The organism is Streptomyces sp. NBC_00569 (assembly GCF_036345255.1).
Taxonomy (GTDB): Bacteria; Actinomycetota; Actinomycetes; order Streptomycetales; family Streptomycetaceae; genus Streptomyces.
Window position 1 is genome coordinate 8,971,645 of sequence record NZ_CP107783.1, and the last position, 23,352, is coordinate 8,994,996.

Here is a 23,352-nt window from a genome sequence, read left to right on the forward strand (position 1 = left end):
GAGGCAGTTGAGACTCACGGCTCGCGGCTGCGAGAGGGGCGGGCCGCCTGGCTCCGCCCCGCCCGGCCGGACTCAGCCCAGCGGTACGTCGAGCCGGGCCTTGCGGTGGCTGAACGTCGCGATGGAGTGCGGGCCGTGGTAGTTGCCGAGGCCGCTCTCGCCGACTCCGCCGAACGGCAGCTCGGGGACGCGGAGATGGGCCATCGGCAGCCCGAACCCGATGCCGCCGGAGGACGTCTCGTCGGCGAGGCGGCGCCGGGTGTTCTCGCTCTCGGTGAAACCGTAGAGGGCGAGCGGCTTGTCGCGGTCGTTGATGAACTCGATGGCCTCGTCGAGCCCGGCGACCTCGACGATGGGCAGGACGGGGCCGAAGATCTCCTCGCGCATGACCGGCTCGTCGGGCTTCACACCGGTGAGGACGGTCGGCGCGATGTAGGTGTCGTCGCGGTCGGTCTGCCCGCCGAAGGCCGTCGTCCCGGAGTCGAGCAGTGCGGACACCCGGTCGAAGTGCCGCTCATTGACGATGCGGCCGTACGCGTCCGAAGTCTGCGGGTCGGTGCCGAACATCGCCTCGACCGCCTTGGCGAGTGCGTCGGCGAGCGCGGGGGCGGTCTCCGGGTCGGTCAGCACATAGTCCGGGGCGACACATGTCTGCCCGGCGTTACGGAACTTGGCGCCCGTGAGGCGCTCCGCGACACGGTTCAGATCGACGTCGCGGTCCACGAACACCGGTGACTTGCCGCCCAGTTCGAGGGTGACCGGAGTGAGGTGCTCGGCGGCGGCCCGCATGACGACGCGGCCGACCGTGCCGTTGCCGGTGTAGAAGATGTGGTCCCAGCGCTGGGCGAGCAGCTCGGTGGTCTCCGGGACGCCGCCCTCGACGACGGCGGCGGCCTCCTTGTCGAGGTACTCGGGCACCAGCCGGGCGATCAGCGCGGACGTCGCCGGGGTGACCTCGCTCGGCTTGAGGACGACGGTGTTGCCGGCCGCGAGGGCGCCCACGAGCGGCACGAGCAGCAACTGCACCGGGTAGTTCCAGGGCGCGATGATGAGGACGGTGCCGAGCGGGTCGTACTGCGTTCCTGCGGCCGAACCCTCGGGCAGGCCGGCGAGGGCCCCGGACGCCACCGGCCGGGGGCGAAGCCACTCGTCGAGATGGTGCAGGGTGTGGTCGATCTCCCGTACGGGGAAGTCGATTTCGGTGGCGAAGGCGTCGGCGCGCGGCTTGCGCAGATCGGCGTACAGGGCGTCCGCGATGTCACCGCGGTGCTCGGTGAACAGGGCGCGCAGCCGGGTGAGCTGCTCCTTGCGCCAGGCGAGCGGCTTGGTGCGGCCACTGGCGGAGGTGGCGTGGAGGCGGGCGACGAGGTCTTCGATGTCGGTCACGAGGGGTCTCCTGCGAGGGGGTGCCCGGCGGGTGTCGAGCGGGAGGTCGAGCGTGGGGCGGTGGGGGGGAAAGAGCGCGGCGGTGGCCTGCGGTCGGCACAGTGTGGCCGGTCAGGCGGGGTGCGTCGCCGATCCGGGCGGCGCGCCGCCGGGCGTTGTCACCCGCGGGGTGCACCCGGACAGGGGGCTGGTGAGGAGCCCTGCGAGCAGCGCGTCCGCGGCCGGGGTGAACAACTGCCGCGCGTCGGACACCGACTCCAGACCGACCACCAGGGCGATGCAGATGTCCGCGGCCTCGGCGGGCGCCACGGAGGCAGGGGTGCCCGCCTCCGTGAACAGGCCGGTCAGCAGCCGGCGCAGATCTGCGGTGAACGTGTGGCAGATGTCGCCGAACAGCCGGGCCTTGGCGTCGAGCAGCTCGGCGGAGTGCGGAGAGTCCCCGGCCAGGCGGAGCACCAGGTCGAGTTTGGCGGCCAGGACACCTCGGACGCGCTCGGCCACGGGGGTGTCCTCGGCGGCGGCCGCCCGCCGCGCCCGCTCCAGCGCCTGCGTGTGCAGACGCTCCGCGAGCCGGCGGAAGGCGTCGTCCTTTCGTCCTTCTTTCCTTCTTGTTGCGTACGTACTGTTGAAGTGCTCTCCTTCCTTCGCAGGCTCAGGAAGGAGGTTCCCACCTACCTTGCGGTGGCGGGCTTGGCGCCACGGGTGCGCCTGACGACTGCCCTCCCGGCAGCCGGGATCGCCACGAGGCCGATCCGGTACAGGTGCAAGATGTTCCGGGCCGCGTTCCAGTCGGCGTTGCCGGACCAGCCGCAGTCTGGGTTCTTGCACACGAACGTGGCCTGGCCTTCCCGGCTGCCGGGCGTGAGGAAGCCGCATGCGGAGCAGCGCAGGGAAGTGTTCGGGGCGGGGACCTTGACGAGGGTGCCGCCGTGGCGGGCGGCCTTGTACATCAGCATGGTCACGGTGCGGCCCCATGCCTCTTGACTGATGGAGCGGTTCAGGCCGGACTTCTGCGCGACGTTCTTCCCGGGTTCCTCGATGGTGCCCTTGGCCGACTTGACCATGTCCGTGATGGTGAGTGCTTCGACCACGACCGTGCCGTACTGCTGGGCGATACCGGTGGTGGTCTTGTGCTGCCAGTCAACAGCGCGGCGCGTGGCTTTTGCGCGGAGCTGCTTGATCTGGTCGTAGGTGTGGTTCAGCCGGTTGGAGCTGCGCTCCTTCGGCTTGCGGAAGGACTTGCGGTGCGCGGCCTGTTGTTCGAGGCGGAGCAGCTTGGCCTTTTCATCCGGGTTCAGCCACTTGTCCCGGTCGGCGGTGCCATCCGGGAGCCGGGCGGGTCGTCCGTGATCCTGATGGTTGCCATCGGACAGGGCAAGGGGAAGATTGACCCCGGCGTCGATGCCGATCTGAGGGCCAGTGTGCGGCTCAGGCTTTGATTCCAGAGTCTGGACGCGGAAGGCGATATGCCATCCGAGTCCGTCTTTGACCAGCCGTGCCCCGGTGATCCGGTTCTCCCTGTTGGCGAGCTTGCCGACAGGGAGATCCTTGGTCCAGCGGAAGCGGACACGTCCGACCTTGGGGATGTTGACCATGCCCCATCGGCGGTGCACCCGCTTGATCTGGAGATCGCGCCCCTGCGGGATGTCCACCGACATGGCCGTGCGCAGGCGGGCCTTGAAGTTCGGTGCGTCGGCGCGGCCTTCCCAGCAGTTCTTCCACGCCTGGACGTACGTTTTCAGCACTGCCTGCGCGGCCTGGGCGGGGAGCACTCCAAGCCAGTCGATCTCCTTGCGGGCCTGGCGGATCGCCGCATCAGCCGCAGTCAGGGAACGCTTGTCCTTGGGGAGCATCGTCCACCAGTCGTGCAGGCAGTTCCACATGGTGCGGGCCGCGTGCGCCTGGTCGTCCATAAGCCGGGCCTTTGCAGGCGTCAGCGCCAGCCGGGCGCGGTGCCCGAACTGCCGCTTCTCCCAGGCAAGTTCGTTCATCACGATTACTCTACTGCGGTTGGCTTATCTCACCACGATGAAGCCCTAATCCTGATATGCGCACCGGGTGCCACGTCGTTTACAACCTGCACGTCGGCAGTTCTGAGATGGCCTCCGCCCCCGCCCTGAAGGGCAGAGCACTGGCCAAGATCAGAGGTAGACCGCGGACCGGGACACGCCCATCGTGGATGCGATGTCGTCCATCGTGGTGCGCCGAACGCCGTACCTGGTCAGGCAGTCGTAGGCGGCGTCGAGGACCTCGTCGAGCCGGTCGGCGCCCATCGTCAGGCCAGCTTCCTGAGGAGCTCGGCCGCGAGCGGGGCGGAGGAGGACGGGTTCTGGCCGGTGACCAGGTTGCGGTCGACGACGGTCTTCGGGGCCCACGGCTCGCCCTCCTGGAAGTCCACGCCCGCGTTGACGAGACGGTCCTGGAGCAGCCACTTGGCCTTGTCGGCGAAGCCGGCCTGGGTCTCCTCGGTGTTGGTGAAGCCGGTCACCTTGTACCCGGCGAAGGCGTTGGTGCCGTCACTCTTGATCGCGGCGAGCATGGCGGCGGGGGCGTGGCAGACGATGCCGAGCGGCTTGCCCGTCTCCAGGGCGAGGGTCAGGAGCCTGCCCGAGTCGGCGTCGGTGGAGAGGTCCTCCATGGGGCCGTGGCCGCCGGGGTAGAACACCGCCGCGTAGTCGTCGAGGTCCACGTCCTCCAGCTTGACCGGGTGCTGGAGTTCGCCGAAGGAGTCGAGGGCAGCCGCCACCTGGTCCGCGCCCGCCTGTCCGCCGTTGAACTCGGGTGCGAGGGAGCCCTTGTCCACGGTCGGGACGACGCCGCCGGGCGTGGCCACGACGATGTCATGGCCCGCGGCCTTGAAGGCCGCGTACGGGGCGACGGCCTCCTCGGCCCAGAAGCCGGTGGGGTGCAGGGTGCCGTCGGCCAGCGTCCAGTGGGTGGCGCCGGTGACTACGAAAAGGATCTTCGACATGGTGAGTGCTCCGAGGGTGCGGGCCCGCGGGCCCGGAGGACGGGTTCGGATCGCGGAACCTCTGACGCTTTGTGTCCAGAACGTCAGTGTGTGGCGATGGCACCGACCGTAGGGCGGGTCTCCCATAGGAATCCAATAGGGTGGCCAATATGAGAAATAGGGATTCGAATGGGTCTCCGGGAATAGGCCGGACGGCGCACGCGGGCCCGCTGGACCTGAATCTGCTGCGCACCTTCCTCGCGGTGTACCGGTCGGGTTCCTTCACCGCGGCCGCGCGACTGCTCGGTCTGTCGCAGCCGACCGTCACCACACAGATCCGCGCGCTGGAGCGGCAGCTGGACCGCGAACTCTTCGAGCGGCTGCCGCGCGGCGTCACTCCCGCCCCCTTCGCGGACGAGCTCGCGTCCCGCGTGGTCGACCCGCTCGACGCCCTCTCGGCCGTCGCCGGACAGGGCGGCGCCGGCGCGGACGCCGCGGCCGAGCCCGTCCATCTGGCGGGACCGGCCGAGATGCTCTGTCACTGTGTCCTGCCGGCGCTTGCGCCCCTGGTCGAGAAGGGCGTGCGGCTGCGCGTCACCACCGGGCTGACCGACCCGCTCCTGGAGGAGCTGCGCACTGGCCGGCACGACCTCGTCATCGCCACCTCCCGGCCCCGCGGCCGCAATCTGACGTCGGTGCCTCTCGCGGACGAGGAGTTCGTCCTGGTCGCCGCCCCGGCATGGGCGGACCGCATCGGCGGCCCGAACCGGATCGCCGCCGACGGGCCGGGGGTGCTGCACACCGTCCCGCTCATCACGTACGCGGAGGAACTCCCGATCGTTCGCCGGTACTGGCAGCACGTCTTCGGCAGACGCCTGACCTGCAAGGCCGCCGTCACCGTGCCCGACCTGCGCGGTGTCGTGTCCTCCGTGACGGCCGGGGCGGGATTCAGCGTGCTGCCCCGCTATCTGTGCCGCGAGCTCCTCGCCGCGGGGGCGCTCGTCCTCCTCCACGACCCGGAGGACCCGCCGTTCAACACCGGTTACGTCGTCCAGCGCCCCGGAACGCCGGACAACCCGCACATCGCCCTCGTCCGTGACCGGCTCCTGGAGGCCGGCCGGGGCTGGTAGCCCCGGCCGGCCTCCACGCCGCGCCGGCCTCCACGCCGCGCCGGCCTCCACGCCGCGCCGGCCTCCACGCCGCGCCGGCCTCCACGCCGCGCCGGCGGCTACGCGCCCGCGGCCTCCTGCCGGATGCGCTCGAACTGCGCCCCCATGGCCTCGGAGAGCGCCTCGGCGCCGGACAGGGGGCGCACCATGACGGTGAGGTCGTCGATGAGCCCGTCCTCGTCGAGGTGGATGAAGTCGCAGCCGTTGACCTCGCGGTCGCCGACGCGGGCGACGAAGACCAGGGCGTGGTCACGGCCGTCGGCGCTGTTGATCTCCCGTACGTAGCGGAAGTCCTCGAAGACCCGTGTGACGCCCCGCAGGATCGCGGCGGTGATCGCCTTTCCCGGGTACGGGCGGAAGGCGACCGGGCTGGTGAACACGACGTTCTCGGCGAGGAGCGCCTCGACGGCGTCGGGGTCGTTCGCTTCCACGGCCTTGCGGAATGCCTGCATGCGCGCGCTCCATAGTCAATTTGTTGAATAGGTGCGGCCGAGATTAATCGTGCCGGTGTTAGCGTGTCCAGATGTCTCTGAAGCACGCGGTCCTCGCTGCTCTCCTGGAGGGCGAGGCGTCGGGGTACGACCTGGCCAAGGTGTTCGACGTGGCGGTGGCCAACTTCTGGTCCGCGACCCCGCAGCAGCTCTACCGTGAACTGGAGCGCCTCGCCGGGGACGGTCTGGTCGAGGCGCGGGTCGTGCCGCAGGAACGCAGGCCGAACAAGCGCATGTTCACGCTCACCGACGCGGGACGCGCCGCACTGGACGACTTCGCCCTCGCCCCTCCGAGGCCCACCGCCATCCGCGACGAACTCATGGTCAAGATCCAGGCGTCGGACGGCGCGGACCCGGACGCCGTGCGCGCGCTCGTCGAGGAGCGCATGGGGTGGGCGCGCGGCAAACTGGCCCGCTACGAACGCCTCCGGGAGCGGCTCCTCGACGGGCGCGACGAGGACACCTACCTGCGCGACGCCGAACGCATCGGTCCGTACCTGACGTTGATGCGCGGCCGCTCCTTCGAGGAGGAGAACCTCCGGTGGGGCGAGCGCGTCCTGGACATCCTGGCGCGGCGCACCTCACATGCCGGCCGGTCCTGAACTCCCGTACGGACGTAGGTGTCTACCGCAGGCGCATGTAGGTGTGTGCCGGATCGGCGGGCCGGGTGAGCGGGTCGCCGTCGGCCACCACGTCGGCCCGCTCGCGCGTCCCGTCCTTGGCGAAGTGTTCGTCCTCCGCGGCCATCCACGTACGCCATAGCGGCAGCGCGTCCTCGCCGTCGCGGGTAAGGCCTCTGCGCAGCCGCACCGCGCGTCCCGTCTCGACCCACACGGCGCAGGTGAGACGGTCGGCGACGGCCCGGCGCGCCGTCGACACACCTTCGAGGACGAGGGAGTGGCCGACGGGAACGTCATGCCACTCGGCGAGTTCGCGCCGCTCCCAGTCGTAGCGCTGGAACCGGCCGGCCACCCCGCTCCCCAGCGGCTGGAGCACCTGCTCCTCGAGGCGGGGCCACCAGCCCAACGGGTCGTCCCACGAGGCGAAGTCGTCCGTGTGCACGATCCGCGCGCTGCCGAGTGCCCCGGCCAGGCGCTCGGCGAACGTGCTCTTGCCCGCCCCCGACGGGCCGTCCACGGCGACGAGCCTGACCGGTCCGCACCGCGGCGCCGCCGCCCGGATGCGGGACGCCAGTGCGGTGTACGTCTCAGGAACGGTTTCCATGAGGGCGCACGATAGCGGTGGTGGTGCGGTGCCGGGAGCGCATGTCTCAGGCGTTCGCCGGAGCGTCCTTCTTGTCGGCGCCTTCAGTGGTGGCAGCCGCGGCCGGAAGGGCGGTGTAGAACACGGACTTGTTCTGCTTGGTGCGCTCGGCCTGGCCTCGGGCGACGAGGGACTCGAGGGTGTTGCGTACGACCGTGCCACCGGCCTTGCGCTCCGGGTGGGAGTCGGCGAGCGTCGTCGTGACCTCGGCCGCCGAACGCGGCTCGGTGCTCGTGGTGATGAGGTTCAGGACCAGTTCCCGCAGGGTGGGGGAGCCGGGGGTGCGGGGCTGTGCGGCGGTGGGTGCCTTCTTCGCGGCGGGCTTCTTGCCGGCCTCCTTCTTCGCGCGCTGCCTGGGTGCCGCGCTCTCGCCCTTCGGCTTGCGTGCCTTGGGGAGTTCGACGGGGGACTCCGCCTTCGGAGCGGCCGGCGCCTCCTCGGCCACCGGTGCCGCGCCCGGTCCCGTGAGTGCGTCGCGCATCCCCACCAAAAGGGTGCGGTCGTGATCCAGCGTCTGGAGCTGCTCCTGAAGTGCGGCCAACTCGGCGGTGACGCGTTCCTGTTCCTTGGCGTTGCGCTCGAGGTCGGCGTCCACCTGGGCGGAGTACTGGGACTTGAGCGTGTTGCTGTCCGACATGACTGCCCGCTTCCTGTGGTTGTGGGGCTGTGTGTTGGTGCCGAAGGGTACTCACACCACACACGTTTGTGCACGGTCCTTCGGCGCATTGCCCCTGCGCAGTGTCGGTGGGGTGGCACCATGCAGGGCCGTGCGGGGCGCTTGGGCACTACGGGAACGGGGTGTGGAACACCCTTGCGTGGGGTGCCGGTTGGGTGCGTGGGGTGGACGTGGCGACTGTGCCGACCACGCCGACAGTGACATTTGTACCGGCCGGGCGACGACATCTCGCTCTGCCGGGTGCCGTCCGCCGCCTGACATGCTGAGGTCAACCGCCACGGCGGCGGCGTCGAGACCGACGGAGGTCATGGTGACATCGCGAGTGGGAGAACACCCTGTGCCGGAGAACGGCTCGTACGAGATCGATCCGGCGGCGTCGAGCGTGAACTTCCGTATGCGCACGGTCTTCGGGCTGTTCCCGGTGCGGGGGAGCTTCCGGATCACGCGGGGACGGATCGACGTGGCCGGACCCGTCGAGAAGTCCACGGTGGACGTGAGGATCGGAGCGGACACGTTCGAGTCGGGTGTGGCGCGCCGCGACGAACACGTCCGGTCGGCCGACTACCTCGATGTGGCCACCCATCCCGAGTTCGCGTTCCGAGGTGACGGCGTCGAGGTCGGTTCCGACGGGACGGTCCTGACGGGGGAGTTGACCGTCCTCGGTGTCAGCCGGCCGGTCGACGTCACCGTCGAGCGTGTGACTGTCGAGGGCCGCCGTCTCACGGTGGTGGCGTCGACCGTCGTGGACCGCTACGCGTTCGGTGTGACCACCGCGAAGGGCATGACCGGCCGTCGGCTGACCGTGCGCCTGGACGTCAGAGCGACGCGTTGACCTGCCGTGACAGCTGGTGGGGGGTCACGGAGCGTCGGTGGCGGACGGCCTGGGTGTGTGCGGCATCCCGTTGATCAGTACGCGCAGCCCCCAGCCGAGGCGGGCCTCTCCCGGCCCGGACAGCAGCTCGTCACCCAGCGCCGCGAGGCGCGGGTGGGTCGTCGCGGACACGTCGCGCAGCGCGGTGGTCAGCGCGTCCCAGTCGCCCTGGGCGTCCGCGTCCCGGTCGCGGGTGGACTGCTCGGCCGCGGTCGAAGTGGCGTACTGCAGAAGGGCGTCCACGCCCCACGCGGCCTGCGCGTCCGGGATGCCGCCCTCGGCGAGCAGCGCGAGGAGGGCTTCGAGCAGGTCGAGGTAGTGCTCGCCGGAGGGCATCGCCACCAGCGCCGACCGGGCGAGGCTCGGATGCTCGAACAACACCGCGGTGTACGAGGACAGGATCCGCACGAGACGGTCCTGCCAGTCACCCGGAGCGGTGGCGGGGGAGAGGTCGACCGCGCCGAGCAGCTCGTCCAGGATGGCCGCGTGCAGCTCGGCGGTGTTGCGCACGTACACGTAGAGCGAGGCCGGGCCCGTGTCGAGCTCCTGCGCCAGGCGGCGCATGGTGACGCGCTTGAGACCTTCGTCGCGCATGACCGCGACCGCGGTCGCGACGATGCCGTCCCGGGTCAGGGCGGGCTTGGCCGGACGCTCTCGGCGGCTGCGGGGTGCTGCGGGCTGGGGGGACACGTGCTCACCGTAACGAGGCGGGTTCGTGACGAACAAGTTCGTCACGAACCCGTTCCCCCGGCTTCCGCCTCCTCGCGGAAGGACGCGAACATGTCGAGCAGGCCCTGCGGGGCGTCCGGGTGGAAGATGACGTCGAGGTTGCCGGCGGACTCGGCCGCGGCGTGCTCGCTGCGGGGGAAGAGTGCCTCCTCGTAGACGGTGAGGGCCTTCTCGGTCTCACCGGGGTGCGCCAGGATCGCGGCGGCCAGCTCCGCGCCGTCGAGCATCGCCAGGTTGGCGCCCTCGCCGGCGAACGGCGACATCAGGTGGGCGGCGTCGCCGAGCAGGGTCACACCAGGGACCCGGTCCCACCGGTGTCCGACGGGCAGGGCGTGGATGGGCCGCGGCACGAGCGCGCCGTCGGCGTCGCCGACGAGAGCGCGCAACGCCTCGTCCCAGCCCTCGAAGGAGGTGAGGACACCGTCCTTGGCGGCCTCGGTGTCGGTGAAGTCGATGCCGCCGGTGGTGATCCAGTCGGCGGGCACCTTCAGCGCGCAGTAGACGTGCAGCCGGCCGTCGCTCTCGCGGTGGGCGAGGAAGCCCTTCTCGTCCCCGAGCGCGAACAGCGATCCGCCGCCGACGACTTCGGCGCTCTCCGGGTGGAGGGTGTCCGCGTCGTCGAGGTGCGCCTCGACGAACGAGATGCCGCAGTAGGCGGGGAGGGCGTCGGAGAGCAGCGGGCGGACCTTGGACCAGGCGCCGTCGGCGCCGACGAGCAGATCGGTCGTGAAGGTCTCGCCGGACGCGAGGGTCACCTCGTGGCGGCCCCCGGTCAGCGGGCGGGCGCCGGTGACCTTGGCGCCCCAGCGGATGGTGCCCTCCGGCAGCGAGGCGAGCAGCATGTCGCGCAGATCGTGCCGGCTGACCTCCGGCCGGCCGTCGGTGCCGCCGTCGTCGCTCTCCTCCATGCGCACGGTGCCGTGCTGGTCCAGGATCCGCATGGCCTCGCCGCCCGCGTGGATGGCGGCGAGGAACTCCTCGTGCAGACCCGCGGCGCGCAGCGCGGCCTGGCCGGACTCGACGTGCATGTCGAGCATGCCGCCCTGGGGGCGCGCGGCGGCCGAGGCCTCCAGGTCGTAGACGGCGGCTTCGACGCCGCCGAGGTGCAGGACGCGCGCCAGGACGAGGCCGCCGAGGCCTCCGCCGACGATCGCGATGGGGTGGTGGGTTGCGGTGGTCATGGCGCGCTCCTCCGGGAGTAGGTGGCGCCCGCCGTTCCGGGAGCCTCTCCTCCAAGGTAACGAACATGTTCGTTACGAACAAGTTTCTGACGAACATGTTCGTCCTGCGCCGTGACGGACCCGGCCCGGGGGATTGCGAAACGTCCCGGCCGCGCCTCGCATAAGCTGCCTCGATGAGCATTCTTGATGACGCCCGCCCGGGTATGAACCCCGAGATCCGGCCGCAGGACGACCTGTTCGGCCACGTCAACGGCCACTGGCTGGACACCGAGCCGATCCCCGAGGACCGCTCGAGCTGGGGCCCCTTCGTGCAGCTCGCCGACACCGCCGAGGAGCAGGTCAAGGCGATCATCGAGGAACTCGCGGCCGGGGCCGAGTCGACCTCGGCCGACGCCGGCGAGGCACACAAGATCGCCGCGCTCTACGCCTCCTTCATGGACGAGCGGGCCGTCGAGGCGCTCGGTCTCGCGCCGGCGCGAGCGCTGATCGACGAGGTCGCGGACATCGCCGACCTCCGGGGCCTCGCGACGTTCCTCGGCCGTTTCGAGCGCGTCGGCGGCTCCGGCCTCTTCGGGTCGTACGTCGACACCGACGACCGCAACTCCGACCGCTACCTCGTCAACGTCGTGCAGGGCGGCCTCGGCCTGCCCGACGAGTCGTACTACCGGGACGACAAGTTCGCCGAGATCCGCGACAAGTACGTCACCTACCTCACCGATCTCCTGACGCTCGCCGAGCACGCCGACCCCGCGGCCGCCGCGCGGACGGTCCTCGCCATCGAGACGAAGCTGGCCGCGGGCCACTGGGAGCGGGCCGAGACCCGTGACGTGCAGAAGACGTACAACCTCACCGCCCTGGACGAACTCAAGGCCCTGGCACCGGAGTTCGACTGGCACGGCTACACCGCCGGGCTCGGTGGCACCGACGCGACCATCGCCGAGACGTGCGTCCGGCAGCCCTCGTACTTCGCCCACCTCTCCCAGGTCCTGACCGAGTTCCCGATCGAGCAGTGGCGCGACTGGGTGCTGGTGCGCGTGCTGCGCGCCTCGGCGCCGTACCTCTCGGACGCGTTCGTCCAGAACAACTTCGACTTCTACGGGCGCACGCTCAACGGCACCCCGGAGCTGCGGGCCCGCTGGAAGCGTGGCGTCGCGCTCGTCGAGGGCGCGATGGGCGAGGCGGTCGGCAAGGAGTACGTGGCCCGGCACTTCCCGCCGGCGTCCAAGGCGATGATGGACGAGCTCGTCGCCAACCTCCTGGAGGCCTACCGTCAGTCGATCGCCCAGCTCGACTGGATGACCGACGAGACGAAGGAGCGGGCGTACGAGAAGCTCGCCACGTTCCGTCCCAAGATCGGCTACCCGGACAAGTTCCGCGACTACTCCAAGCTCCAGGTCACCGCGGACGACCTGCTCGCCAACGCTCAGGCGGCCGCGGCGTTCGAGACGGACCGTGAGCTCGCCAAGATCGGCTCGCCGGTCGACCGCGACGAGTGGTTCATGCTGCCGCAGACGGTGAACGCGTACTACAACCCGGGCACCAACGAGATCTGCTTCCCCGCGGGCATCCTGCAGAAGCCGTTCTTCGCGCCCGACGCCGACGCGGCCGAGAACTACGGCGGCATCGGCTCGGTGATCGGTCACGAGATCGGCCACGGCTTCGACGACCAGGGCGCCCAGTACGACGGCGCGGGCAACCTCAACGACTGGTGGACCGCCGCCGACAAGACGGCCTTCGAGGCCAAGTCGAAGGCCCTCATCGAGCAGTACGACGGCTTCTCGCCGCGCAACCTGCCCGGCGAGTCCGTCAACGGCGCGCTCACCGTCGGCGAGAACATCGGCGACCTCGGCGGCCTGACCATCGGCCACAAGGCGTACGTCATCTCGCTCGGCGACACCCCGTCGCCGGAGCACGAGGCCACCACCGGTTCCCAGCGCCTGTTCCTCAACTGGGCCTACTGCTGGCGCACCAAGCGGCGCAAGGAGCAGGAGCAGCAGTACCTGACGATCGACCCGCACTCGCCGCCGGAGTTCCGCGCGAACATCGTGCGCAACCTCGACGAGTTCCACGACGCGTTCGGCACGTCGGACAGCGACGGCCTGTGGCTCGACCCGGCGGACCGCGTCCGCATCTGGTAGCGCCCGTGACGCGTGGCCCGTACCTTCCAGGAAGGTACGGGCCACGGCTCGTTCAGAGCGCGGTGACGCCGAAGCCGGCGTGCAGCACGCGGGTGTGGTCCACGGCCCGCACGGGACCGGTCAGGGTCACGCTCGCGGTCAGCCGGAGGTCGGTGCTGGACGCGCCGAGCCGCAGCTCCAGTTCGCCCGGTTCGACGATCCGCCGACCGTCCCGCCCGGTGAACGACGCGAGGTCCGCGGGCACCGTCACCCCGACCCGCGCGGCCTGCCCCGGCGCGAGTGCCAGGCGCAGGAATCCGACCAGCCGCTGGACGGGCTGCACGACCGAGGCGACCGGGTCGTGCAGATAGAGCTGCACGACCTCGGTGCCGTCCCGGTCGCCCGAGTTCCGTACGGTGAAGGCGAGTTCGGCCTCGCCGTCCGTCCCGACCGTCGCGCGCCCCATGGTGAGGTCGGACCAGTCGAACGACGTGTACGTCAGTCCGTGCCCGAAGCCGAACGCCGGAGTCGGGTCGATGTTCGACACTTCGTTGACCTGCCCGAGCCGCGCCGCCAGATACGTGGACGGCTGGGCGCCCGGGCCGTTCGGGATGCTGACGGGCAGCCGTCCCGACGGCGCGACCCGCCCGCTGAGCACACCGGCGATCGCGGGCGTGCCCTCCTCACCGGGGAAGAACGACTGGACGACGGCGGCCGACTCCCGTACCGCACGGCCGAGTGCGTACGGGCGACCCGCCAGGAGCGTCACCACGACCGGTGTGCCGGTGTCCAGGAGCGAGTCGAGGAGTTGCTCCTGCACGCCCGGCAGCGCGAGTGAGTCCGCGTCGCAGCCCTCGCCGCTGGTGCCCCGGCCGAAGAGGCCGGCGCGGTCGCCGAGCGCGAGGACGACGACGTCGGCGCCACGGGCCAGCTCCACGGCCTCGGCGAAACCGTCGGTGCCGGTGTCGTCGATGCCGCACCCGGGCGCGGTGACGACCTCGCTGTCGGGGAACTCGGACCTCAACGACTCGACCAGGGTGGGCAGTTCGATCCCGGCCGGTATCTCGGGGTGCCGGGCGCCCACGTGCACCGGGAACGCGTAGCAGCCGAGGACGGCCGTCGCGGTGTCGGCGGTCGGGCCGACCACCGCGATTCTGGCGGGCCGGGCCAGGGGGAGTGTGCCGTCGTTGCGCAGCAGTACGACGGCCTGTTCGGCGACCTCCCGGGCGAGGGCGCGGCGGTCCGTGGTGTCGAGGGCCACGGTTCCGCGCAGCGCCCGGGGGTCCCCGAGATCGGCACCGGCCAGCGCCGGCGGCACCGCGTCCCATCCGGTGTCGAGGAGACCCAGCTGCGCCTTCTGCACGAGCACGCGGCGCAGCGCGCGGTCCACGACGGCCTCGGACACCCGACCGTCCTCGACCGCGTCGAGGAGCGGCTGCCCGAACGCCTTGACGGTGGGCAGTTCCACGTCCACCCCGGCGCTCAGCGCGGCGCCGGCGGCCTCGCCCCACGTGGCGGCGACACCGTGCAGGGTCTTGAGGAACCCGACACCGAAGTAGTCCGCCACCACCGTCCCCGTGAAGCCCCAGGTGTCCCGCAGCAGCCCGGTGAGCAGCTGCTCGTCGGCTGCCGCCGGGACGCCGTCCGTGTCGGTGTAGGCGTGCATCACCGAGCGGGCGCCGCCCTCCCGCAGCGCCATCTCGAACGGCAGCAGCATCACATCGGCGCGCTCCCTGGGCCCCATGCCCACGGGCGCGAGGTTCCGTCCCGCGCGGGAGGCGGAGTACCCCACGAAGTGCTTCACGGTGGCGACGACCCCGGCGGACTCCAGGCCCTGGACGTAGGCGGTGCCGAGGGTTCCGACGAGGTAGGGATCCTCGCCCATGGTCTCCTCGACGCGGCCCCACCGGGCGTCGCGCACGACGTCGAGCACGGGGGCGAGACCCTGGTGCACACCCACCGAGCGCATGTCCTGCCCGATGGCCCCGGCCATGCGCCGTACCAGCGCCGGATCGAAGGTCGCGCCCCACGAGAGGGGGACGGGGTAGGCGGTCGCGCCCCAGGCGGCGAAGCCCGCGAGGCACTCCTCATGGGCCACGGCCGGGATGCCGAAGCGGTTTCCCGCGGCGATGCGGCGCTGGGTGCGCAGCAGGGACAGCGCGCCGAGGGCCGGGTCGACGGGGGCGGTGCCGAAGGGCCTGGTGAGCTGCCCGAGCCCGTGGGGCAGCAGCGCCTCGAGGTCGACCACCTCCTCCATCTCGTGCTGGTACGGAGCGACTTCGCCGCCCTCGTCGGACGCCCCGACCCACACGCCGAACAGCTGGGCGACCTTCTCCTGGAGGGTCATCTCGGCGACGAGGGCGTCGGCGCGCGCCTCGTGGCCGAGGGTCGTGTCGCGCCACAGGGGGGTGGTGGAGTCTGTCGTTACGGCCACGTTGTGGGTCACTTTCCTCCCACGCCCATGAGCCCCTGGACCAGGGTGCGCCGGGCGAACAGGTAGACGAGCAGGACGGGCACCATGGACAGGACCACGGCGGCCAGCAGCCCCGGGACGTTGATGCCGTACTGGGTGCGGAAGTTGTAGAGCCCCAGGGTGATCACCTTGGTGGAGTCGGACTGGGTGAGCACCAGGGGGAACAGGAAGCCGTTCCACGCCTGAAGGGCGGAGAAGACCGCGATCGTCGAGAGCCCGCCCCGCGACAGGGGGAGCACGAGCTGACGGAACACCCGCCAGGACGAGGCGCCGTCGATGGCCATGGCCTCGTACAGATCCGGGGTGATGTCGCGCATCACCCCGGTCAGGACCAGGGCGCACATGGGGAGCGAGAAGGCGGCGGTCGGCAGGATGACGCCGATGAGGTTGTCGTAGAGCCCCGCCTTGCTGATGACGTAGAACATCGGCACGATCACCGCCTGCGCGGGGATGGCGAGACCGAGCAGGAAGAGGCGGAAGACAGCGGTCGTGACGCGGCCGCGGCTGCGGACGATGGTGTACGACAGCGGTGGCACCACCACGAGGACGATCGCGACCACACACACGGTCACGATCACCGTGTTGAGGAAGTACCGGCCGAAGCCGGTGGAGAAGTCGTCGATGTAGTTGTGCAGTGTGAAGTGCCGCGGCAGGCTCAGCGGGCCGCTCGCGCCGTAGTCCGCGCGTGACTGCACGGACGCCGAGACCAGGACGTAGAGCGGGGCGCCGACGACGAGCAGCCAGAGCACGGAGCCCAGGCCGGCCAGGTAGTTGGGGCGTTGCTTGCTCACAGGCCCTCCACCGAGCTGCGCATCTTGTCGTAGCCCGAGACCCGCACCACGACGAGCGAGATGACCGTCGCGACCACCACCAGGAGCAGCGCGATGGCCGATCCCGCGCCGAAGTCGAAGCTCTTGAAGGCCTTTTGGTACATGTAGTAGGCGCTGATGGTGGTGTCCGTGCCGGGGCCGCCCTGGGTCAGGATCAGGACGGTGTCGAACGTGGTGAGGCCGCCGACGACCATCAGGATCATCGACGTGATCATGGTGTTGCGCAGTTGCGGCAGCGTGATGTGGAAGAACTGGCGCACCGTGCCCGCCCCGTCGATCTGCGCCGCCTGGTAGAGGACTTGAGGGATCGCCCGCGCCGCGCCCTGGTAGATCAGGGTGTGGAACGGGGTGAACTGCCAGGCTCCCACGAAGACGAGCACCCCGATGGCCCCGCTCTGCATACCGAGCAGATTGCCGTCGCCGAACAGCCACTTGGCCTGCGACGGCACACCGAAGTTGGGGTCGAGCAGGGTGCGCCACAGGACGGAGACCGCGGTGGCGGACAGCAGCAGCGGGACGAAGTAGATCGCGGACAGGACCGCGCGGTTGCGCTGGTGGCCCGCCGCCCAGACGCCGAGCAGGATGCTCAGCGGCGTCTGGACGAGCACGCCCAGGACGGTGATCAGCACGCTCAGCCAGAGGCTGTTGAGCATCACCGGGTCGTCGAGGAGCTTGGTCCAGTTGTCGAGCCCGGCGAACCGGGGCGAGCCCAGGCCGTTCCAGCTCGTGAACGACAGCACGGCGACCAGGAGGAGCGGAACGACGGCGAACAGGACGAAGAACGCGGTGGCGGGCAGCGCCCAGGCGAAACCCGGGCGCCCCACACCTCCCGTGCGCCGCTTCGCGGTCCGCCGTTCCGCCACGACCGCGGCCTTGGAGACGGTGGTGGTCATCTCGGCAGCCGGGCTCACGCGGTGGGCAAGGCCTGCATGGCCTTGATGAAGCCGTCGGTGTCGAGCCCGCCGTTGAAGAACTGCTGGACCGCCTGGTGCATGGGCGTCGAGGCGGACTGGGGGTAGGCCTGGTCCCACGAGAGCTGGAACGACGGGGCCTTCTTCACGAGGTCGAACTGGTACTTCGAGTACCCCGGGCTCGCGGAGGCGCCGAGGAACTTCTCCGTGTTGGTCGTGGTCGGCAGGTTGCCGATGCCCAGCTGCGCCTTCACGAACTCGTCGGAGTACTGGAGCTTGAGGAACGCGGCGACGGCCTCGGGATGCTTCGTCTTCTTCATCACGGAGTAGAAGTTGTTGGTGTTGCCGACGAGGTTGCCGGCGTCGCCGGTGCCGCCCGCGACCGTCGGGAACGAGGAGTAGCCGAGGTCCTTCTTGGCGAACGCGGGGTGGGAGTCCTGCTGGGTCGAGTACTCCCACGAACCCATGAGCTCGAAGCCGGCCTTGCCGGTGGCGAGCAGCGTGGGCGAACCCTGGTCGGTGAACTTGACCGAGTCGTAGTTGGTGCCGAAGGCGCCCGCGTCGACGAGCTCCCTGATCATGCCCAGCGCCTTCTTGCTGCCCGCGCTCTCCCAGGCGCTCTTGTCGCCGCCGAGCGCCTTCTGGAAGACCTCCGGGCCGGCGACGCGGTCGTAGAGGTACTCGAACCACATCAGCGTCGGCCACTGGTCGCCACCGCCGAGCGCGATCGGGGTGACGCCCTTGGCCTTGAGCGCCTTCACCGCCCCCAGCAGGTCGTCCCAGGTCTTGGGCGGCGTGACACCGGCGTCGGCCAGCACCTTCTTGTTGTTGAAGAGCAGCACCGGCTGCGTGCCGCGCATCGGGACGCCGTACGGCTTCCCGTTCACCGACGCGCTGTCGAAGACGGACGGCAGGAAACTGGACTTGAGCGCCGGGTCCTCCTTGATGAAGTCGTCGAGCGGCAGCAGCAGGTCGGCGTCGACGAAGGGCTTGATGCTGCCGCCACCCCAGTTGAAGAAGATGTCGGGGGCCTGCGGGGTGCTGATGATGGTCTGCAGCTTCTGCTGGTAGTCGGCGCCGGGAATGGTGTCGAGGACCGCCTTGACCTTCGACGTCTTGTTGAAGGTGGCCACGAGCTGCTTCTCGACCTTGTTGGCCGCGTCCCCGTACACCAGCACGTGGATCTTGTCGGAGCCCCCGCCGCCTGCCGAGTCGGAGGAGCCGCCGCCACAGGCCGACAGGGTCAGACCGAGGGCGAGTGCCACACCTGCGGCGACGGCGCGGGAGATCCGTGCGGGTGTCTTCATCTTCGAAGCCTCTCGAAAGTGTCGGTGAAGAGAGCGAAATTTGCTGGGCGGTGTGACGCTAAGGCGCGCCGAGGAGGCGGTCAATACTCGGAGTGCGGGTTTCCGAAGCGTTATCGGTGGAGCGCCCGGCGCAGGTCGGCCCGTGCGGCGAAAGGGCATGACGACGGGGCGGCCCGGTTCTGGCCGCCGAAGATGGGCACGGGCAGTGCGCGCCGACAGTTTCGAAGATCGCCGTCGCGTGTGAGGGGTGACGGGCGTCGTGGTGAGGGCTACCGCTCGGCGGGCGCCGCCGTGCTGCTCCGCACGACGAGACGGGTCGCCAGGTCCATGCGCGGCGTCGGGGGCTTCCTGCCCCGTGCCAGGTCGAGGGTCAGCCGTGCGGCTGCCTCGGCCATCTCGACCAGGGGCTGGCGGACGGTGGTCAGCGGCGGACCGACCCAGCGGGCCAGGGGCAGATCGTCGAAGCCCACGACGCTGAGGTCGTCCGGGATCCGCAGGCCGAGCTCGCGGGCCGCCTCGTAGAGGCCGAGCGCCTGGAGGTCGTTGCCGGCGAACACGGCGGTCGGCCGGTCCGGCAGGCCGAGCAGTTCCAGACCGGCCGCGTGGCCGGACTCGTGATGGAAGGTCCCCTCGCGGATCAGCGCGGGATCGAATGCCACTCCGGCCGTCTCCAGGGCCGCCCGGTAGCCGTCGATCCGGGCGCGGCTGCACATCATCCCCGCCGGGCCCGCGATCACACCGATCCGGCGATGGCCCAGTTCCAGCAGGTGCCGGGTGGCGGCCAGGCCGCCCTGCCAGTTCGTGGCGCCGATCGCGGGCACATCGTCCCCGGGGTCGCCCGCCGGGTCCATCACCACGAACGGGATGTCGCGGCTGGTGAGCTGCGCCCGCTGGGCGGCGTCGAGCCCGGACAGGACGAGGATCACGCCGGTGGGACGGCGGGCGAGGACGCCGTCGACCCAGGACTGGCCGATGCTGAGCTGCCCGGCGTGCTCGGACAGGACCAGGCTGAGCCCCTCCTCGCGGGCGACGTTCTCGACGCCGCGGATCACCTCCATCGACCAGGAGCTGTCCAGCTCGTGGAAGACGAGTTCGAGGAGGGGGATGGCCGTGGTGTTGGCCCTGCGGCGCTGGTAGCCGTGGCGGCGGAGCAGCTCCTCGACCCGCTCGCGGGTGGCCGGGGCGACATCGGCCCGGCCGTTGAGGACTTTCGAAACAGTCGGAGCGGAGACCCCCGCTTCGCGGGCGATCTCGGCAAGCGTCGCCGTGCCGGCCTCGGGGGCCTCCGGGGACGCCGGCCTCTGCTTCTTCTGCACCGCTGAGGAGTTCACGGTACGGATCGTAACTTCTAGGGGGTGAGACGCGGCAAGGGGATCAGAGGACCTCGGCGCCTTGACGCCCCGGAAAGATCCTTCTAGTTTTCGCAACATGCGTCATCGACGTCGAAATAGTTGAACGCGAACTCCTCGAGACGCGAACTCCTTGAGACTGGGGACGTGAGCCCCTCGGGACCTGAGACGCGAACCTCTTGAGAACGGACATGTGTATGCCGGCGACCGGTACACCGCTGCGGAACTGGGCGGGAAACGTCACCTTCGGCCCGGCGCGGGTCCATCGTCCGGCGTCGGAGGCCGACCTGCGCCGGACCGTCGCCTCCGCCGAGAAGGTGCGGGTCCTCGGCAGCGGTCACTCGTTCAACCGCATCGCGGACACGGACGGCGACCTGGTCCTCCTGGAAGGGCTCGCGCGCCGGGTGCGGGTGTCCGAGGACCGCGCCACCGTGGACGTCTCGGCGGGCATGCGGTACGCGGAGGTGGCCTCGGCGCTCCAGGCGCAGGGTCTCGCTCTCGCCAACCTGGCCTCGCTGCCGCACATCTCGGTCGCGGGATCGTGCGCCACCGGCACGCACGGTTCAGGAGACGCGCTGCGAGGCCTGGCCTCCGCCGTGACGGGGATCGAGCTGATCGGCCCCGACGGCACACGGACGACGCTGAACCGCTCCTCCGACCCGGACCGCTTCCCCGGAGCCGTCGTCAACCTCGGCGCACTCGGTGTCGTCGTCGCCATGACCCTCGCCGTCGAGCCCGCGTTCGACGTCGCCCAGTGGGTGTACGACGACGTGCCGCTCGACCGGATCGCCGAGGACTTCGACGCCGTGTTCGGCGCCGCGTACAGCGTCAGCGCGTTCACCGACTGGCGCGCGGACACCGCCACGGTGTGGCTGAAGCGCCGCACCGACCGGCTGCCGACCGGCACTCCGGGAGACCGCTGGATGGGCGGGCTCCTCGCGGACGGACCGCGCCACCCGGTCCCCGGCATGCCACCGGCCTTCTGCACCGAGCAGCTGGGCGTCCCCGGACCGTGGCACGAGCGGCTTCCCCACTTCCGGCCCGACTTCACCCCGAGCAACGGCGAGGAGCTCCAGTCCGAGCTGCTCCTGCCGCGCGAGGCCGCGGCCGACGCGATGGCGGCCCTGCGTGACCTCGGAGACCGGATCGCCCCGGTTCTCCTTGTCTCCGAGATCCGGACGGTCGCCGCGGACGACCTGTGGCTCAGCCCGAGCCACGGCCGCGCGTCCCTCGCCCTCCACTTCACCTGGGTGCGCCGCCCCGACGACGTACTCCCGGTCATCGGCGCCATCGAGGAGCGGCTGCTGCCCCTCGGGGCGCGCCCCCACTGGGGGAAGCTGACGACGGCGGCTCCCGGTACCGTGGCCGCGCTCTACGAACGGGCACCCGACTTCCGTCGGCTGCGGCAAGAGCTGGACCCGGCAGGGAAGTTCGGCAACGCCTTCGTGACGGAACTCTTCGCCGCTCACTGAGCGTGAACCCGTGCCGAGCGCCGCGGGGCTGGTCCGTTCGGCGGCGCCCGGGTCGCTGCGGTCCTGCGCCGAACCTAGCGTTCCCACAGGCAGGGGGTAGTTCCGTCTGGAGGTCCACTGTGCGTTCCATCGGTTTCGCTTCCGCAGCACTGTTCGGCGCCGCCGCGCTTCTGTCCGTGACCGCGCCGGCGTCCGTCGCGGGCGACGGTGGCGGCGACACCGCTGCTCACGAATCCGCCAGTGGCAGCCGCTCCGACGGTGGTGTCGGCTCCGGTGGTGCCGTTTCCGGTGGTGCCGTTTCCCGTGGGGCCGCTTCCGGTGCGGGCGGTTCTGGTCGTACTGATTCCGGTGGCACCGACGCCGGTGTGAGCGATTCCAGTGGTACTGACTCTGGTGGTACCGACGCCGGTGTGGGCGGTTCTGGTCGTACTGATTCCGGTGGTACCAACTCCGGTGTTGGCGATTCCAGTGGTACTGACTCTGGTGGTACCGACGCCGGTGTTGGCGATTCCAGTGGTACTGACTCTGGTGGTACCGACGCCGGTGTTGGCGATTCCAGTGGTACTGACTCTGGTGGTACCGACGCCGGTGTTGGCGATTCCAGTGGTACTGACTCTGGTGGTACCGACGCCGGTGTGAGCGATCCCGGTGTTGGCGATTCCAGTCGTACTGACGCCGGTGGTACCGATCCCGGTCGTACCGACGCCGGTCGTACCGACGCCGGTCGTACCGACGCCGGTGGTACCGATCCCGGTCGTACCGACGCCGGTGGTACCGATTCCGGTGGTACCGGCACCGGCGGTGACGGCCGTACGGACAGCGGCGGTCGCAACGTCACCTCGTTCGGATTCACGGTGTCCCCGACGACCGTGTCCCCCGGGGGGACCGTCACCGTCAATGCCACCAAGTGCCAGACGCCGACCGTACGTGTCACGGCGCCGGTCTTCGACGCCGTCACGCTCAATGAGGGCCGTTCGTCGACTGCCAAGATCTCCCCCGACGCGAAGCCGGGTGCGCACGACGTGACGTTCGACTGCAAGGGGGAGCGGGGCACCGCCAAACTGACGATCTCCGCAGGCGGCGCCCGTCCCACCGGCCCACAGACGCCGACCGTGCCGAGGGGCGTGGAGGCCGGAGACGGCGGCAGCCTCTCCGAGCTCGACGCCACACAGCTCCTGGCGGGCACCGCACTGGTGGCGGGCGCCGTGGGCGCGGCGGGCGTGTACGCCGCCAGGCGCCGCTCCGGCTCGCAGGGCTGAGACGGGCGGTTACGAGCAGGCGGGCCGCTTGCCGGCCACTGCTGGGCCGCTCACGACCTCTGCCGCGCCGGAGTCGCACGTTCGCGTGCCGTCCTGGCGGCCTCGCTCACCGAACCGTGGTGCAACGGGCCGTGCCCGGGCAGCAGCATGTCGCCCGAGAGTTTCTCGAACACCTCCAGGGAGTCGCGAGTGCGCTCGCGGTCCCCGTCGAACATGACCGGCAGAAGCTGCGGCCCCCGAACGCGCGAGGTCGGGTGGCCGGTGACCAGGCCGTCGCCGGAGATGACGATGCCCGCGCCGGGGAGATGGTAGGCGCAGTGGCCCGCGGTGTGTCCGGGGGTGTGGACCGGGACGGGGTGGCCCGGCAGGTCGAGGGCACCCTCTGCGGGGAAGGGCAGGGGCTGACTGACGCGGGCGTCCTTCGTCCCGCCGGAGCGCAGGGCGTGCACGGCCCAGGGCAGGACGCCCGGGCGCCAGCTGTTGCGCAGGACCTGGCCGAGCGACACCTGGTGCAGGAACTCGCGCCGGGCGTGCGGGACTTCGGCCGGGTGGGCGTACACCGGGGCGCCGAAGGTGCGGCTGAGGTACTCGGCCGACCCGAGGTGGTCGTTGTGCGCGTGGGTGAGCAGGATCGCCGTGACCGCCTCGGGGGAGTGGCCCGCCGCGGCCAGTGAGTCCAGGACCTGCTGCCGGTCGCCGGGGTAGCCGCAGTCGATGAGCGTGACGGCGTCGCCCTCGCTCAGGATGACCCAGTTCGTGTTGCTGCCGTGGACCAGATGAACGCCGGTGGCGGCGTGAACGAGCGTGCCTTCGCGCATGACGGACCACATCTCTTGAGGTGTGCCACTGGGGGCCGGGGAAGCAGGGGGGAGCTGGGGGTACCGCGGTGACCGGTCTGCCGCAGCGGTCGCAGGCAGG

At 70.6% G+C, this 23,352-nt stretch carries 22 protein-coding genes; 6 read left to right on the top strand and 16 right to left on the bottom strand.

Annotated features, from left to right (window positions below; genetic code table 11):
* Window positions 1–72: 72 nt before the first annotated feature.
* The 5 genes from OHO83_RS40500 to OHO83_RS40520 form a co-directional block, all read right to left on the bottom strand.
* Window positions 73–1,386, bottom strand: a complete 1,314-nt coding sequence (locus OHO83_RS40500; RefSeq protein ID WP_266666719.1) for an aldehyde dehydrogenase family protein — start codon at window positions 1,384–1,386, stop codon at window positions 73–75.
* A gap of 111 nt (window positions 1,387–1,497) precedes the next feature.
* On the bottom strand, window positions 1,498–1,887 hold the full coding sequence (locus OHO83_RS40505) for a hypothetical protein (protein WP_266666717.1): 390 nt from the start codon (window positions 1,885–1,887) through the stop codon (window positions 1,498–1,500).
* Window positions 1,888–2,057: 170 nt separating this feature from the next.
* Complete coding sequence (locus OHO83_RS40510; protein ID WP_330280617.1) at window positions 2,058–3,377, bottom strand: RNA-guided endonuclease InsQ/TnpB family protein; 1,320 nt, start codon at window positions 3,375–3,377, stop codon at window positions 2,058–2,060.
* 150 nt (window positions 3,378–3,527) lie between these two features.
* On the bottom strand, window positions 3,528–3,659 hold the full coding sequence (locus OHO83_RS40515) for a TetR/AcrR family transcriptional regulator (protein WP_266666713.1): 132 nt from the start codon (window positions 3,657–3,659) through the stop codon (window positions 3,528–3,530).
* A 2-nt stretch (window positions 3,660–3,661) separates the two neighbouring features.
* Complete coding sequence (locus tag OHO83_RS40520) at window positions 3,662–4,357, bottom strand: type 1 glutamine amidotransferase domain-containing protein (protein WP_266666711.1); 696 nt, start codon at window positions 4,355–4,357, stop codon at window positions 3,662–3,664.
* A gap of 149 nt (window positions 4,358–4,506) precedes the next feature.
* On the opposite strand from OHO83_RS40520, the gene OHO83_RS40525 reads away from it, so the two are divergent.
* The gene (locus OHO83_RS40525) at window positions 4,507–5,466 is read left to right on the top strand and encodes a LysR family transcriptional regulator (RefSeq protein WP_266666709.1); all 960 of its coding nucleotides are present in this window, start codon (window positions 4,507–4,509) and stop codon (window positions 5,464–5,466) included.
* Between the two features lie 98 nt (window positions 5,467–5,564).
* Here OHO83_RS40525 and OHO83_RS40530 read toward each other — a convergent pair whose 3' ends face one another.
* Window positions 5,565–5,957, bottom strand: coding sequence for a nuclear transport factor 2 family protein (locus OHO83_RS40530; protein ID WP_266666707.1), 393 nt, complete (start codon window positions 5,955–5,957; stop codon window positions 5,565–5,567).
* 71 nt (window positions 5,958–6,028) lie between these two features.
* Here OHO83_RS40530 and OHO83_RS40535 point away from each other — a divergent pair, with 71 nt between their 5' ends.
* Window positions 6,029–6,598: a PadR family transcriptional regulator gene (locus OHO83_RS40535; protein WP_266666705.1), complete on the top strand. Its 570-nt coding sequence runs from the start codon at window positions 6,029–6,031 to the stop codon at window positions 6,596–6,598.
* Window positions 6,599–6,620: 22 nt separating this feature from the next.
* On the opposite strand, the gene OHO83_RS40540 is transcribed toward OHO83_RS40535, so the two are convergent.
* Window positions 6,621–7,220, bottom strand: coding sequence for a uridine kinase family protein (locus tag OHO83_RS40540; RefSeq protein ID WP_266666704.1), 600 nt, complete (start codon window positions 7,218–7,220; stop codon window positions 6,621–6,623).
* A gap of 46 nt (window positions 7,221–7,266) precedes the next feature.
* Entirely contained in the window at window positions 7,267–7,896 is a 630-nt protein-coding gene (locus OHO83_RS40545) for a hypothetical protein (protein WP_266666702.1), read from the bottom strand.
* A 361-nt stretch (window positions 7,897–8,257) separates the two neighbouring features.
* Here OHO83_RS40545 and OHO83_RS40550 point away from each other — a divergent pair, with 361 nt between their 5' ends.
* Window positions 8,258–8,767 (top strand): YceI family protein, encoded by a 510-nt coding sequence (locus tag OHO83_RS40550; protein WP_266666700.1) that lies wholly within the window; start codon window positions 8,258–8,260, stop codon window positions 8,765–8,767.
* Window positions 8,768–8,791: 24 nt separating this feature from the next.
* Here OHO83_RS40550 and OHO83_RS40555 read toward each other — a convergent pair whose 3' ends face one another.
* Window positions 8,792–9,496, bottom strand: a complete 705-nt coding sequence (locus OHO83_RS40555) for a TetR/AcrR family transcriptional regulator (RefSeq protein WP_266666698.1) — start codon at window positions 9,494–9,496, stop codon at window positions 8,792–8,794.
* Between the two features lie 41 nt (window positions 9,497–9,537).
* Window positions 9,538–10,716, bottom strand: coding sequence for an FAD-dependent oxidoreductase (locus OHO83_RS40560; RefSeq protein WP_266666696.1), 1,179 nt, complete (start codon window positions 10,714–10,716; stop codon window positions 9,538–9,540).
* 173 nt (window positions 10,717–10,889) lie between these two features.
* On the opposite strand from OHO83_RS40560, the gene OHO83_RS40565 reads away from it, so the two are divergent.
* Window positions 10,890–12,854 carry a M13 family metallopeptidase gene (locus tag OHO83_RS40565; RefSeq protein ID WP_266666694.1) on the top strand — a complete coding sequence of 655 codons (1,965 nt, stop codon included), beginning with the start codon at window positions 10,890–10,892 and terminating at the stop codon, window positions 12,852–12,854.
* Window positions 12,855–12,906: 52 nt separating this feature from the next.
* Here OHO83_RS40565 and OHO83_RS40570 read toward each other — a convergent pair whose 3' ends face one another.
* The 5 genes from OHO83_RS40570 to OHO83_RS40590 form a co-directional block, all read right to left on the bottom strand.
* Window positions 12,907–15,279: a glycoside hydrolase family 3 N-terminal domain-containing protein gene (locus OHO83_RS40570; protein WP_443066078.1), complete on the bottom strand. Its 2,373-nt coding sequence runs from the start codon at window positions 15,277–15,279 to the stop codon at window positions 12,907–12,909.
* Window positions 15,276–16,097, bottom strand: a complete 822-nt coding sequence (locus tag OHO83_RS40575; RefSeq protein ID WP_266666692.1) for a carbohydrate ABC transporter permease — start codon at window positions 16,095–16,097, stop codon at window positions 15,276–15,278. Before OHO83_RS40575 ends, OHO83_RS40570 begins: the two co-directional genes overlap by 4 nt.
* The gene (locus OHO83_RS40580; RefSeq protein WP_266666690.1) at window positions 16,094–17,029 is read right to left on the bottom strand and encodes a carbohydrate ABC transporter permease; all 936 of its coding nucleotides are present in this window, start codon (window positions 17,027–17,029) and stop codon (window positions 16,094–16,096) included. The genes OHO83_RS40575 and OHO83_RS40580 overlap by 4 nt, the downstream gene beginning before the upstream one ends.
* 14 nt (window positions 17,030–17,043) lie before the next feature.
* A complete protein-coding gene (locus OHO83_RS40585) occupies window positions 17,044–18,354 on the bottom strand; it encodes an ABC transporter substrate-binding protein (protein WP_266666688.1) in 1,311 nt (436 codons plus the stop codon).
* 269 nt (window positions 18,355–18,623) lie between these two features.
* Entirely contained in the window at window positions 18,624–19,685 is a 1,062-nt protein-coding gene (locus tag OHO83_RS40590; protein WP_389569486.1) for a LacI family DNA-binding transcriptional regulator, read from the bottom strand.
* A gap of 215 nt (window positions 19,686–19,900) precedes the next feature.
* Between OHO83_RS40590 and OHO83_RS40595 the strand changes: the two genes are divergently transcribed.
* Window positions 19,901–21,175, top strand: a complete 1,275-nt coding sequence (locus OHO83_RS40595; RefSeq protein WP_266666686.1) for a D-arabinono-1,4-lactone oxidase — start codon at window positions 19,901–19,903, stop codon at window positions 21,173–21,175.
* Between the two features lie 854 nt (window positions 21,176–22,029).
* The gene (locus tag OHO83_RS40600) at window positions 22,030–22,434 is read left to right on the top strand and encodes a hypothetical protein (RefSeq protein ID WP_330280618.1); all 405 of its coding nucleotides are present in this window, start codon (window positions 22,030–22,032) and stop codon (window positions 22,432–22,434) included.
* A 50-nt stretch (window positions 22,435–22,484) separates the two neighbouring features.
* On the opposite strand, the gene OHO83_RS40605 is transcribed toward OHO83_RS40600, so the two are convergent.
* The gene (locus OHO83_RS40605) at window positions 22,485–23,252 is read right to left on the bottom strand and encodes an MBL fold metallo-hydrolase (protein ID WP_266666683.1); all 768 of its coding nucleotides are present in this window, start codon (window positions 23,250–23,252) and stop codon (window positions 22,485–22,487) included.
* Window positions 23,253–23,352: the final 100 nt, after the last annotated feature.